Origin of the sequence: Mycobacterium sp. ACS4054, assembly GCF_001667275.1 — a bacterium.
In the GTDB taxonomy this organism is placed as follows: domain Bacteria; phylum Actinomycetota; class Actinomycetes; order Mycobacteriales; family Mycobacteriaceae; genus Mycobacterium.
Map to the genome: position 1 here is coordinate 12,412 of NZ_LZHV01000015.1, position 12,533 is coordinate 24,944.

10 protein-coding genes are annotated in these 12,533 nt (G+C 67.4%); 5 read left to right on the top strand and 5 right to left on the bottom strand.

Going from position 1 to position 12,533, the window contains the following annotated elements:
- Nucleotides 1-2: 2 nt before the first annotated feature.
- Nucleotides 3-1,232, top strand: coding sequence for an NADP-dependent isocitrate dehydrogenase (locus tag A5730_RS02865; RefSeq protein WP_055405018.1), 1,230 nt, complete (start codon nt 3-5; stop codon nt 1,230-1,232).
- On the opposite strand, the gene A5730_RS02870 is transcribed toward A5730_RS02865, so the two are convergent.
- Nucleotides 1,225-2,025, bottom strand: coding sequence for an alpha/beta fold hydrolase (locus A5730_RS02870; RefSeq protein WP_067895488.1), 801 nt, complete (start codon nt 2,023-2,025; stop codon nt 1,225-1,227). The two genes, A5730_RS02865 and A5730_RS02870, sit on opposite strands and share 8 nt — an antisense overlap.
- Nucleotides 2,026-2,267: 242 nt before the next feature.
- Here A5730_RS02870 and trpS point away from each other — a divergent pair, with 242 nt between their 5' ends.
- Genes trpS through yhjD (A5730_RS02885) form a run of 3 tightly spaced genes read left to right on the top strand, consistent with a single transcriptional unit; the run spans nt 2,268 to nt 5,252 of the window.
- Nucleotides 2,268-3,281, top strand: a complete 1,014-nt coding sequence (trpS, locus tag A5730_RS02875; RefSeq protein ID WP_067895386.1) for a tryptophan--tRNA ligase — start codon at nt 2,268-2,270, stop codon at nt 3,279-3,281.
- Nucleotides 3,282-3,288: 7 nt separating this feature from the next.
- The gene (gene yhjD, locus A5730_RS02880; RefSeq protein WP_067895389.1) at nt 3,289-4,227 is read left to right on the top strand and encodes an inner membrane protein YhjD; all 939 of its coding nucleotides are present in this window, start codon (nt 3,289-3,291) and stop codon (nt 4,225-4,227) included.
- On the top strand, nt 4,224-5,252 hold the full coding sequence (yhjD, locus tag A5730_RS02885) for an inner membrane protein YhjD (protein ID WP_067895392.1): 1,029 nt from the start codon (nt 4,224-4,226) through the stop codon (nt 5,250-5,252). Before yhjD (A5730_RS02880) ends, yhjD (A5730_RS02885) begins: the two co-directional genes overlap by 4 nt.
- Here the strand turns inward: yhjD (A5730_RS02885) and nagA are convergent.
- Both nagA and A5730_RS02895 read right to left on the bottom strand, forming a co-directional pair.
- Nucleotides 5,249-6,364 (bottom strand): N-acetylglucosamine-6-phosphate deacetylase, encoded by a 1,116-nt coding sequence (gene nagA / locus A5730_RS02890; protein WP_067895394.1) that lies wholly within the window; start codon nt 6,362-6,364, stop codon nt 5,249-5,251. The two genes, yhjD (A5730_RS02885) and nagA, sit on opposite strands and share 4 nt — an antisense overlap.
- Nucleotides 6,355-7,698 carry a sugar porter family MFS transporter gene (locus tag A5730_RS02895; RefSeq protein WP_067895396.1) on the bottom strand — a complete coding sequence of 448 codons (1,344 nt, stop codon included), beginning with the start codon at nt 7,696-7,698 and terminating at the stop codon, nt 6,355-6,357. The genes nagA and A5730_RS02895 overlap by 10 nt, the downstream gene beginning before the upstream one ends.
- A 112-nt stretch (nt 7,699-7,810) precedes the next feature.
- On the opposite strand from A5730_RS02895, the gene A5730_RS02900 reads away from it, so the two are divergent.
- Nucleotides 7,811-9,118: a hypothetical protein gene (locus tag A5730_RS02900; protein ID WP_067895398.1), complete on the top strand. Its 1,308-nt coding sequence runs from the start codon at nt 7,811-7,813 to the stop codon at nt 9,116-9,118.
- Here the strand turns inward: A5730_RS02900 and A5730_RS02905 are convergent.
- Both A5730_RS02905 and A5730_RS02910 read right to left on the bottom strand, forming a co-directional pair.
- The gene (locus tag A5730_RS02905; protein WP_067895401.1) at nt 9,115-12,015 is read right to left on the bottom strand and encodes an RND family transporter; all 2,901 of its coding nucleotides are present in this window, start codon (nt 12,013-12,015) and stop codon (nt 9,115-9,117) included. The two genes, A5730_RS02900 and A5730_RS02905, sit on opposite strands and share 4 nt — an antisense overlap.
- The gene (locus tag A5730_RS02910; RefSeq protein ID WP_067895403.1) at nt 12,012-12,449 is read right to left on the bottom strand and encodes an MmpS family transport accessory protein; all 438 of its coding nucleotides are present in this window, start codon (nt 12,447-12,449) and stop codon (nt 12,012-12,014) included. The genes A5730_RS02905 and A5730_RS02910 overlap by 4 nt, the downstream gene beginning before the upstream one ends.
- Between the last annotated feature and the right edge of the window lie 84 nt (nt 12,450-12,533).

Consider the following 12,533-nt stretch of genomic DNA (forward strand, 5'->3'; position numbering starts at 1 on the left):
AGATGTCGGGCGACCGCAAGATCAAAGTCCGGGGGCCGGTCGTCGAGCTCGACGGTGACGAGATGACCCGCGTCATCTGGAAACTGATCAAGGAGATGCTGATCCTGCCGCATCTCGACGTCAACCTGGAGTACTACGACCTCGGCATCGAGAACCGCGACCGCACCAACGACCAGGTGACCATCGACGCCGCGTACGCCATCAAGAGACACGGGGTGGGCGTCAAGTGCGCCACCATCACCCCCGACGAGGCCCGCGTCCAGGAGTTCAACCTGAAGAAGATGTGGCTCTCGCCCAACGGCACCATCCGAAACATCCTGGGCGGCACCATCTTCCGCGAGCCGATCGTGATCTCAAACGTCCCCCGGCTGGTTCCCGGCTGGACCAAGCCGATCGTCATCGGGCGCCACGCGTTCGGTGACCAATATCGGTCGACCAACTTCAAGATCGACAAGCCGGGCACCGTGGCGATCACGTTCACCCCGTCCGACGGCAGCGAGCCGATCGTGCACGAGATGGTGGACATCCCCGACGACGGCGGCGTCGTGATGGGGATGTACAACTTCAAGGACTCCATCGGGGATTTCGCGCGCGCGTCGTTCAAGTACGGCCTCAACGCCAAGTGGCCGGTATACCTGTCCACCAAGAACACGATCCTCAAGGCCTACGACGGCATGTTCAAGGACGAGTTCCAGCGCATCTACGACGAGGAGTTCAAGGACAAGTTCGAGGCCGAGGGGCTCACCTACGAGCACCGGCTCATCGACGACATGGTCGCCGCCTGCCTGAAGTGGGAGGGCGGCTACGTGTGGGCGTGCAAGAACTACGACGGCGACGTCCAGTCCGACCTCGTCGCCCAGGGCTACGGCTCGCTGGGGCTGATGACGTCGGTGCTGATGACCGCCGACGGCAAGACGGTCGAGGCCGAGGCCGCGCACGGCACCGTCACCCGGCACTTCCGGCAGTACCGGGCCGGCAAGCCGACCTCGACCAACCCGATCGCCTCGATCTTCGCCTGGACGCGCGGGCTGGCCCACCGCGGCAAGCTCGACGGCACCCCGGGGGTGATCGAGTTCGCGCAGAGGCTGGAGGACGTGGTCGTCGGGACGGTCGAGAGCGGGAAGATGACCAAGGACCTGGCCATGCTCGTCGGCCCCGACCAGGAATGGCAGCAGAGCGAGGAGTTCCTCAACTCGATCGCCGAGAACCTGGAAAAGGAACTGGCTAACTAGCCGAGGGGTTCGCGCGGCGCCGCGCCGGGTCGACGCACTCGTCGAGGAAGCCGATGATCACGTCGGTGACGCGCTCGGGCGCCTCGAACATCGGGATGTGGCCCACGCCGTCGAGCTCGGTGACCTGGTGGTCGTCGGGCAAATGGGTGGTGAAATGCCGGCTGAACCTCGGGGCGGGCACGATCCGATCCTTCTCGCAGATCACCAGGTGCGCCGGGACCGCGTTCTCGGCCAGCTCCCGCAGCCCGTGCAGCAGCAGCGACTTGACCAGCAGCTGGAAGTAGGCCGGGCAGTGCGCGACGTCGTCGATGCAGCCCAGCAGTTGCTCGTGGCTGACTCCGTCGGGCGTCGCGCTGATCGCGTAGGTGGCCAGGTGGCGGCTGAACGGCAGCCCCATCACCCGCGGGCCGAACAGCGCGGCCAGGATCAGCAGCGGAATGCCGAGGATGAACTTGGCGATCACCTCGAACTTGGCCGGGCTCCATCGGGTCCATCCGCCGGCCGGGGCGATGCCCATCACGCTGCGCGCGCGCCCGCGCCGCTCCAGCTCGAACGCGACCCACCCGCCCAGCGAGTTGCCCACGATGTGCGCGGTCTTCCAGCCCAGCTCGTCCATCTGGCGCTCCACGTGGTCGGCGAGCACCGCCGAGGACAAGAACCAGGTCCCCGCGGGCGGGCCACCGTTGTGGCCGGCCATCGTCGGGGCGAAGACCTCGTAGCGCCCGGTGTCGGCCAGCCGCTGGGCGACGTCTTCCCAAACCGCCTGGGACAGCAGGAACGGGTGCAGCAACAGGACCGGCTCTCCAGAACCCAGGTGGATCGGTGGCCGCGTCCCCGCGCTGCTGTTCATGCTGCTCCCCATAGCCCGACAGTAAAGGCGGTACCGCCGGTACCGCAAGCGAGGGTGGCGTGAGGTGGGCGCCGCCCGCTCGCGAGTGTGCGGCTGGCCGCACACTCGGCGGCGAGTGTGAAGCTAGCCGCACACTCGGCGGCGGCGGGTTCCGGTGAAGGCCCGCGTGAAAAGATCGGTGCATCATGAGCACCCGATCCGGCCGGATCTTCTCCGGCGTGCAGCCCACCTCCGATTCGCTCCACCTGGGGAACGCGCTGGGTGCCATCACCCAATGGGTCGGGCTGCAGGACGATCACGACTGCTTCTTCTGCGTGGTCGACCTGCACGCCATCACCATTCCGCAGGATCCCGAGGCGCTGCGCCGCCGCACCCTGGTCACGGCCGCCCAGTACCTGGCGTTGGGCATCGACCCGGCCCGCAGCACGGTCTTCGTGCAGAGCCACGTGCCCGCCCACTCCCAGTTGGCCTGGGTGCTGGGCTGCTTCACCGGCTTCGGGCAGGCCTCGCGGATGACGCAGTTCAAGGACAAGTCGGCCCGCCAGGGCGGCGACTCCACCACCGTCGGCCTGTTCACCTATCCGGTGTTGCAGGCCGCCGACGTGCTGGCCTACGACACCGAGCTGGTGCCGGTGGGCGAAGACCAGCGCCAGCACCTGGAGCTGGCGCGCGACGTGGCGCAGCGGTTCAACAGCCGGTTCCCCGACACGTTCGTGGTGCCCGACGTGATGATCCCCAAGGTGACCGCGAAGATCTACGACCTGCAAGACCCCACGTCGAAGATGAGCAAATCCGCGGCCACCGACGCGGGCCTGATCAACCTGCTAGACGATCCCGCCGCGTCGGCGAAGAAGATCCGCTCGGCGGTGACCGACAGCGAGCGCGAGATCCGCTTCGACACCGACGCCAAGCCGGGGGTGTCCAACCTGCTGAGCATCCAGTCGGCGGTCACCGGCGCCGGCATCGACACGCTCGTCGAGGGTTACGCCGGACGGGGTTACGGGGATCTGAAGAAGGACACCGCCGAGGCGGTCGTCGAGTTCGTCAGCCCCATCAAGGCCCGCGTCGACGAATTGCTGGCCGATTCAGCCGAATTGGAGTCGGTGCTCGCGGCGGGGGCGGAGCGCGCCGAGGACGTCGCCGGGAAAACCGTTCGGCGGGTCTACGATCGGTTAGGTTTCCTTCCGCAACGGGGATGAGTCGCACATGGGCGAGCCGGCCAAGCCAGGTGTCCTCGATCGGCTGCGGGCCCGGCACGGCTGGCTCGACCACGTAGTGCGCGCCTTTCTTCACTTCAGGAACTGCAACGGCAATCTGCTCGCGGCCGGCCTCACCTACTACACCCTGATCGCGCTATTTCCCTTGCTGATGGTCGGTTTCGCGCTGGGCAGCTTCGGGCTGTCGCGCCATCCCGAGCGGCTGAACACGATCGACGACCACGTCCGGTCCTGGGTGTCCCCCGAGTTGGGGCAGCACCTGGTCAACTTGATCCATTCGGCGATCGCGGCCCGCGCATCCGTCGGTGTGATCGGATTGGTAGTGGCGGCCTGGCTGGGCCAAACGTGGATGTATCGCCTGCGGGAGGCGCTGGGCCGAATCTGGGAGCACCCATTGGATTCCGTGGGTTTCGTTCGCACCATACTGTCGGATCTGGTCGCCGTGGTGGGGACGTTCGTGGTCATCGTCATCACCATGGGACTGTCCGCGCTGGGCCACGAGAAACCAATGCGAGCGGCGTTGAAATTGCTTGGGATACCGGAACTGTCGGTATTCCCCTGGGTCTTCCGCATTGTTTCGGTGCTGACGGCGTTCGCGGTGTCGTGGCTGGTGTTCAGCTGGGTGATCGTGCGATTGCCGCGCGAGTCGGTTGGCATCGTCACGTCGATGGAGGCGGGCTTGATTGCGGCCGCCGGGTTCGAGTTGTTCAAGCTGTTGGGATCTCTCTACCTGAAATTCGTGCTGCGCAGCGCCGCCGGCGCCACGTTCGGTCCGGTGCTGGGTTTGTTGGCGTTCGCGTACGTCACCTGGCTCTTGGTGCTGTTCAGTACCGCCTGGGCCGCGACGGCATGGGACGGGGTGCGGCCGGCCCCAGACGTCGCGCCACCAGCTGGGATCCCTTCGGCGGCGGGCGAAAGCTTCTCATGACCGAACCTGCCAAGCCCGGAATTCTCGACCGGCTGCGGGCCCGGCACGGCTGGCTGGACCACGTCCTGCGCGCCTACCGGCGCTTCGACGACCGCAGCGGCGGGTTCTTCGCGGCCGGCCTCACCTATTACACGATCTTCGCGTTATTTCCCTTGCTGATGGTCGGTTTCGCGGCCTTCGGGTTCGTGCTGGTGCGCCGGCCCGAACTGCTGAAAACGATCGACGACCACATCCGGTCCCAGGTGACCGGCGCGCTGGGGGATCAGCTCCTGGACCTGATGAATTCGGCGATCGCCGCGCGGACGTCGGTGGGTGTCATCGGCCTGGCCACCGCGGTGTGGGCGGGGCTGGGCTGGATATCGCATCTGCGCCAGGCGTTGACGGAGATGTGGTGGGACGAGCGGATCGAGTCGCCGGGTTTCGTGCACAACAAGCTCTCCGATCTGTTGGCGATGCTGGGCACGTTCGCGGTGATCATGGCCACCGTCGGCCTGACCACGATCGGTCATGACGCGCCGCTTGCCGCGCTGCTGAGATGGCTTGGCGTGCCGCAGCTTACGGTGTTCGACTGGTTCTTCTGGCTGTTGTCGATCGTGATCTCGACGGCCGTGTCCTGGCTGCTGTTCACCTGGATGATCGCCCGCCTGCCCCGCGAGAAGGTCAGCCTGACCGATTCGATGCGGGCCGCGCTGATGGCGGCGGTCGGGTTCGAGGTGTTCAAACAGGTGGGGTCCGTGTACCTGCGGGTGGTGCTGCGCAGCCCGGCGGGCGCCACCTTCGGCCCGGTGCTGGGCCTGATGGTGTTCGCCTACATCACCGCCTATCTCGTGCTCTTCTGCACGGCGTGGGCCGCGACGGCCTCCGATGACCCGCGCTCGCGCCACGTCCCCCCGCCGCCGCCGGCGATCATCGCGCCGCGCGTGCAAGCTGACGAGGGGATCGGCACGCGGCAGACGCTGACCGCGATGGCGATGGGAGCCCTTGGGGCGCTGACCCTTTCCCGTATTATCCGGCGGCTGCGCTAGCCGCCCACCCGCCATCGCCCGGCGGCCATGACCGCGGCCACCCGCAGATCGCGGTCCAGCACAACGAGATTGGCGTCGTAGCCGGCGCGCAGGCTGCCCACCCCTTGCAGGCCGAGGGCGCGCGCGGGCGTCGCCGAGGTTGTCTGCGCGGCGGCGGCCAGTCCCGCTGCGGCGTACACGTTGCGGAAGAGCTGGTCCATGGTGGCGGTGCTGCCCGCGATCGTCGGCGTGCCGCGCACCCGCGCCACTCCGGACGCGACGTCGACGTCCACCGCGCCGAGGCGAAACGCCCCGTCGCCGCGGCCGGCGGCGGAGATGGCGTCGGTGACGGCGGCGACCCGCTCGGGCCCGGCGTCCTCGATGACCGCCCGCACGACGGCCGGGTGCACGTGCACGCCGTCGGCGATCACCTCCACGGTGACGGCGGGATGGCGGAGCAGGGCGAGCGCCGGGCCGGGCCGGCGATGGTGCAGCGGCGGCATCGCGTTGAACAGGTGGGTGCCGACGGTGGCGCCCAGGGCGATGGCGCGTTCGGCCTGCTCGTAGGTGCAGTCCGTATGCCCCAGTGCCACAACGACTCCGGCGTCGAGGAAGCGCCGGATCGCGTCGACGGCCCCGGGCAGCTCGGGCGCCAGGGTGACCATCCGGATCGCGCCGCCGCCGGCGTCCAGCAGGGCGTCGATCTCGGCCGGGTCCGGGTCGCGCATCAGGGCCGGGTCGTGCGCCCCGCACCGGGCCCGGCTCAGCCACGGCCCCTCCAGGTGGATGCCCGCGACGACGCCGTCGCGGGTGGCTTCGGCGACCGCGCGCACCCCGGTCAGCAACTCCCCGGGCGAGGCGGTCACCAGGCTGGCGAGCGTCGTCGTGGTGCCGTGCCGCAAATGAAAGTCCGCGGCCGCGCGGGCGCCGTCGGTGTAGGACGCCCCGCCGCCGCCGTGCACGTGCATGTCGACGAAACCGGGCACCACGATGCCGTCGGGAAAGTCGGCGTCGGGCGGGCGGGGCGGGGCGCCCGCGGCGCAGGCCCGGATCCGTCCGGCGTCCGTCTCGAGCCAGCCCGGCCCGCTGACAGTCCCGTCGAGCACCGAGGTGCCCGCGGCGATCACGACCATCGGCCGCCGTTCTCCCAGAAGTGCCGGATCTCCTCGAGCTGGCGCCCCTTGGTCTCCGGCGCGTACCGGTAGACGACGACGAACGCGACCACCGCCAGCGCCGCGAACACCGCGAAAGTCCCCGCGCCGCCGAGGGAATGCAGCAGGGTGAGGAACACGGCGGCGATGATCGCATTGGCCACCAGGTTGGAGGTGAGCATCGTGCTCGACCCGATGGACCGCAGTCGCGACGGGAAGCTCTCGCTGGCGTACACCCAGCCCAGCGAGCCGAACCCCATGGTGTAGCCGAAGATGAACAACACGATGCCGGCGAATCCGAGCACCGCGCCGCCGATGCCGCGCCCGAACACACCCATCAACACGACGTCGGCGGCGATCATCATGGCGATGCCGGACAGCAGCACCGGGCGCCGGCCGACCCGGTCGACGAGCAGCAGCGCGGCGCCCACGGCCGCCAGCCCGGCGACCTGGACCACGGCCGGCAGCGCCAGCAGCGCGAAGTTGCCCGTGAAGCCCATCGCCTCGAATATCCGTGGGCTGTAATAGATGATCGCGTTGATGCCGGTGATCTGGATCAAGAAGCCGAGCGTGACGACGAAGGCGGTGGCGCGCGCGTACGGCGGTCGCAGCATTTCCGACCAGCCGCCGCCCCCTTCGCTCAGGGCGTCACCGATCTCGGCGAGCTCCTCGTCGACCCGGGCGGTGGGTTCCACACGCAGCAGGGCTCGCCGGGCCTCGTCGGGCCGGCCCTTGAGCACGTACCATCGCGCCGTGTCCGGCGCTCGAATCAGCAACGGCAACAACAGCATTGCGGGCACCATGGCCAGCCCCAGCATCCAGCGCCAGCTGTGGGTGCCGGCCAGCAGATAACCGGAGAGGTAGCCGACGATGAGCCCGCTGACGATGGCCAGCTGATAGGCCGTCAGCAGCGAGCCGCGCACCGCCGTCGGAGCCGATTCCGCGATGTAGACGGGGACGACCACCACCGCCACCCCCAGGGTCAACCCGAGCAGGAGCCGGGCCGCCAACAGCATCGGGAACGACACCGAGAGCGCGCCCAGCAACGCGAACCCCGCGTAGGCGGCCAGAAGCAGCACCACCGACTTCTGCCGCCCGATCGCGTTGGCGAGCTTGCCCGCGCCGAGCGCCCCGACGATCTGGCCGATGACCACCATCGTCGTCAGCAGTTCCTGCTGGCGGGTGGACAGCCCGAAGTCCTCGGTGACGTACAGCTGCGCGCCGGCGATGATGGACAGGTCGTAGCCGTAGATGACGCCGATGCTGGCGGCGGTCAGGCCAATGCGTGAACCGCTCAGCCGACCGGCTTCAGTCATCTGGGTGAGTGTAGTGACGCCGTTGTCCCCCGATCGGCGGACACACAATTCCCCCGGCGATGTCCGATCGGCGGATGTGTCCCAGTCTTCACCGGACCTACATTCATTTGTTATGTCCGTCACGTTGCTGCCCACCGCCCCGGCGCAGAAAAGCCCATTCGGCAGGCTGCTGTCCCAGGGCACGCTTTACACCGCGGGGATGCAACTGAGCAATTGCGCCGTCGTGCTGCCCGTGATCTGCGCGCACCAGGGCCTCGGCTGGGCGGCCGGGCTGATCTTTCCGGCGTACGCAATGGGCGCGCTGATGGGCAATTCGATCTCGCCGGCGGTCCTGGCGCGGTCCGGGCGGGCGCGCCACCTGCTGCTGGCGGGGCTGGGGGCGACCGCGGCCTCGATGCTCCTGCTTGACGCCCTGATTCCCTGGACGGGCATGTTGACCGCCGCGGTGTTCCTGCTGACGTGCGTGGTCAGCGGGGTGGTCGTCGGGATCGGCGCCGTCGGCTACCCCGACCTGGTGTCCAACAAGCTCATGGCGGCGCGGCGCGGCGAACTGCTGCTGATCCAGGGGGCCATCGGGTCGGTGCTGGCCACCGGCGTCACGCTGTTGGTCGTGCCGATGCTGGCCCACGGCAACCAGATGGCGTATCGCCGCGACCTGCTGTGGCTGGGCGCCGTCGGTCTGGCCGCGTCGGCCGTCGCGGCGCTTTTCGTCGGCCCGATGGGGTCCGCCTCGACCACCACCCGGATGTCCGTGCGGGACACCTACCGGCAGGGCTTCGCGGTGGCCCGGTCCCAGCCGTGGTTCCGCCGCTACGTGCTGACCTACCTGCTGTTCGCCCCCGTCAACCTGGGCACCTTCTTCTACACCCTGCGCGCCGCCCACCACCACGGCAGCCTGCAGGTGCTGATCGTCCTTTCCAGCATCAGCCTCGTTATCGGCTGCACGCTGTGGCGCCAGTTGTACCGCGTGTTCGGCGTGCGGGGCATGCTGCTGGGCAGCGCCCTGCTGAGCGTCGCCGCCGTCGTCCTGTGCATCGCGGCAGAGTCGAGCGGCCAGTGGACCCACGCGTGGGCGTACGGCACGGCGTTCTTCATGGCGACGGTGGCCGCCCAGGCCATCTTCCCCTCGGGCGTCTCGTGGATCAGCGTCCTCGCCGCCGAAGAGCACCGCGGGACGCTGATCGGCTTCGCCTCGACGGTGTTCAACGTCGCGACCGCGGTGCTGGGGGCCGCGCTCGGCGCGATCGCCCAGATGCGCGGCACGGTGTGGCCGGACGTCTTCCTGCTGATACTGACCATCGCGGCCGCCATCGCGACGCTGGGTGCGCCCGCGCCGGAGAAGCGGCGGGCGGTCGAGCTTCGGGTCGCCGGCCCGGACCGCTCAGCGGTTGCGCCGGCGCCCTGCCTGCAGGCGGCCTAGGGCCGCATCGCCTCCGGCGCTTTCTCGGGCGGCGGCGGCAGCAGCAGCGCGCGCACCAACCGGCGGGGTCCGGAGGACCGCAGCATCTGACTGGCCGGCCGGGGGCGCACGCGTTGCGGCCACCAGAACCACCGCCCGAGCAACGCGGCGATGGACGGCGTCATGAACGCGCGGACGATCAGCGTGTCGAACAGCAGCCCCAGGCCGATGGTGGTGCCGATCTGACCGATGATCCGCAGATCGCTGAACAGGAACAGCGACATCGTCACCGCGAAGACCAGCCCGGCGGCGGTCACCACCCCGCCGGTGCCGGCCATCGCGCGGATGATGCCGGTGTTCAAGCCGGCGCCGATCTCCTCTTTCAGCCGCGAAATCAGCAGCAGGTTGTAGTCCGATCCGACCGCCAGCAGCAGGATCAGCGACATCGCCAGCACCAGCCAGTACAGGTCGATGCCGAGAAGGTCCTGCCAGACAAGGACGGACAGGCCAAAGGACGAGCCCAGCGACAGCAGCACGGTCCCCACGATCACGGCGGCGGCGATCAGGCTCCGGGTGACGATCATCATGATGATCAAGATCAGGCTGATCGCCGCCACGCCGGCGATCAGCAGATCGTAGAAGGCGCCCTCCTGGATGTCCCGGTAGGTCGACGCCGTGCCGCCCATCGAGATCGCGGCGCCCTGCAGGGGCGTTCCCTTGATGGCCTCTTTGGCCGCCTGCTGAATCGGCTCGACGCGGGAAATGCCCTCGGGGGTCGACGGGTCGCCGTCCAGGCCGATGATGAAGCGGGCCGCCTTGCCGTCCGGGGACACGAACATCTTCAGGCCCCGCTTGAAATCCGGGTTGTCGAACGCCGACTGGGGCAGATAGAACGAATCGTCGACATTGGCGGCGTCGAAGACGCGGCCCATCGCGCCGGGGTCCTTGCTGTTCATCTCCTGCTCTTTGTAGAGCGAGACGAGTGTGCCGTGCCAGACCACCAGCATGTCCCGCATGATCGTCATCGTCGAAATCATCGGCAGCATCTGCGCGCGCATCTCGGGCAGCAGCTTGGTGAGCACATCGAGATCCTTGGCGAGGAATTCCAGCTTCTGGCTCAGTTGATCCACGTTGTCGAACGTGTCGAATACCGACCTGATCGCCCAGCACACCGGGATGTCGAAACAGTGTCTCTCCCAATAGAAATAGCTGCCGATCGGTCGAAGGAAATCCGAGAGGTCCGCGAGGTGATCCCTGATCGTGTCGGTGGTGGCCGACATGTCATGGGTGAGGTGATCCATGTCGACGGTGTTGTCGACGATTTGGCCCATCAGTTCGTACATGTGCTTCATCGTTGCGATCGACACGTCCATGGCCTGCTGCTGCACCACCATGTCGTCCAATCGGTCCTTCATGAATCCCATGTTTTCGGCGTTCCCGACGCTCTGCATGCTGATGATGAATGGAATCGAGGTGTGCTTGAGGGACGTTCCCAGGGGCCGGGTAATCGATTTCACCTGCGCGATGCCGGGGCTGTGAAAAATGGTCTTCGCGATCTTGTCCAACACCAGCATGTCCACCGGCGTGCGCATGTCGTGATCGGTCTCGACCAACAGCACATCCGGGTTCAGCAGGGCCTGCGAGAAGTGCCGGCCGGCGGCCCTGTCCCCGACCAGGGACGGCATGCTGGCCGGCATGAACCCGCGCAGATCGTAGGTGGTCCGGTAGCTCGGCAACGCCAGCAGCCCGATGAACGCCACCGCGCAGGTCGCCGCGAGAACGGGGCCGGGCCAACGAACGATGGCCGTGCCCACCCGGCGCCACCGCCGAGTGGCCATCCGCCGCTTGGGGTCGAAGAACGCGAAGAAGCTGGCGACGGTCAACACCGCCGGCCCGAGCGTCAGCGCGGCGAGGACGGCGACCAGCATGCCCACCGCGCACGGCGGGCCGAGCGACTTGAAGTACGGCAGCCGGGCGAAGCTGAGACAAGCCATGGCGCCGGCGATCGTCAGGCCCGAGCCCAGGATCACGTGGGCGGTCCCGTGAAACATGGCGAAGAACGCGGACTCTCGATCCCTGCCCTCGTAGCGCGCCTCGTGGTAGCGGCCGAGCATGAAGATCGCGTAGTCCGTGCAGGCAGCGATGGCCAGCAGGGTGAGCAAGTTGGTGGCGAACGTCGAAAGGCCGAAGACGTTGTGGGCAACCAGAAAACTGACCACCCCGCGAATGGCCCCCAGCTCGATCCCGACCATGAGCAGGACGAGGATCATGGTGACCACGGACCGGTAGATGAAGAGCAGCATGGCCGCGATCACCACCCCGGTGATCAGGGTTACCTTCATGATGCTCTTGTCGCCGGCCTCCGATTCGTCGGCGATCATCGCCGTCGATCCGGTCACGTAGGCCTTTAGCCCGGGCGGCCGGGGCGTGGTGTCCACGATCTGGCGCACGGCGTAAACCGAGTTGTACGCGGCGGTTTCGCTCTTGCCGGCGAGATACACCACGACGTAGGCGGCCTTGTCGTCGGGGCTCTGCGATCCCCCCGCGGTCAGTGGATCGCTCCAGAAGTCCTGGATGTGCGCCACGTGTTTGGTGTCGGCCGAAAGGCGTTGCAGCAGAGCGTTATAGAACCGGTGGGCGTCGTCGCCCAGGGGTTTGCTGTCTTCCAGCACGATGGTGGCCACGTTGTCGGATCCGGTTTCCCCGAACACCCGGCCGACGCGCTTGAGCGCCTGAATCGACGCGCCGCCCGCGGGACTCATCGAAACCGAATGCGCTTTGCCGACCGCTTCCAGTTGGGGGATCGCGATGTTGAGAATTGCGGTGAGCGCCAGCCATAACAGGACGATGGGCACCGCGAACCGGCGGATCAATTGTGGCATTACAGGCGGACGGGAAGCGGGGGCCGTTTCGCTCATCCGGCGTTCACCTGGCAGAAGGTCAGGGCTTTCGGGCCCGTCTCGGATCTTTCGTCCTCGGTCTTTCCGTTCACCTTGATCCGGCACCCGATCTCGCTGCCGCTACTTTGTGCCAAAAGGTTGACGGTGACGGAAGTCAGTGTCGTCGTCAGCGTTTCCGACCAAGGCAGCGGAATGTCTTCCAGCCGTTGCACGCGCGCGTCGGGATCCAAATAGGCGATTCTCGCGGTGGGGGCGGGACCGAAGACTTCGTACGTCACGTGTTTCGGGTCGAACAACGGATCCTCGAGGTCGGCCTTGACCCTCACGGTCGGGTGTCCGTGGACGCCGAACATGCTGTGCAGGCGGTAAATACCGAACGCCGCGACACAGACGATGGTGATGACGGCCAGCAACAACCACATTCGCTTGACGACTCGGGTAACCGAAATCATTCTTACCCCCGTGCTTGGTCACCGGGTCGCAATAACAATTCGATGTTTTGTTGCGTTAGCGAGTTAGAGGCTACCGTCGATGCG

Coding starts and splice junctions, on each gene's coding strand:
- A5730_RS02865 (WP_055405018.1), top strand. CDS start 3: ATGTCGGGCGACCGCAAGATCAAAGTCCGGGGGCCGGTCGTCGAGCTC.
- trpS (WP_067895386.1), top strand. CDS start 2,268: ATGAGCACCCGATCCGGCCGGATCTTCTCCGGCGTGCAGCCCACCTCC.
- yhjD (WP_067895389.1), top strand. CDS start 3,289: ATGGGCGAGCCGGCCAAGCCAGGTGTCCTCGATCGGCTGCGGGCCCGG.
- yhjD (WP_067895392.1), top strand. CDS start 4,224: ATGACCGAACCTGCCAAGCCCGGAATTCTCGACCGGCTGCGGGCCCGG.
- nagA (WP_067895394.1), bottom strand. CDS start 6,364: ATGGTCGTGATCGCCGCGGGCACCTCGGTGCTCGACGGGACTGTCAGC.
- A5730_RS02895 (WP_067895396.1), bottom strand. CDS start 7,698: ATGACTGAAGCCGGTCGGCTGAGCGGTTCACGCATTGGCCTGACCGCC.
- A5730_RS02900 (WP_067895398.1), top strand. CDS start 7,811: ATGTCCGTCACGTTGCTGCCCACCGCCCCGGCGCAGAAAAGCCCATTC.
- A5730_RS02905 (WP_067895401.1), bottom strand. CDS start 12,015: ATGAGCGAAACGGCCCCCGCTTCCCGTCCGCCTGTAATGCCACAATTG.
- A5730_RS02910 (WP_067895403.1), bottom strand. CDS start 12,449: ATGATTTCGGTTACCCGAGTCGTCAAGCGAATGTGGTTGTTGCTGGCC.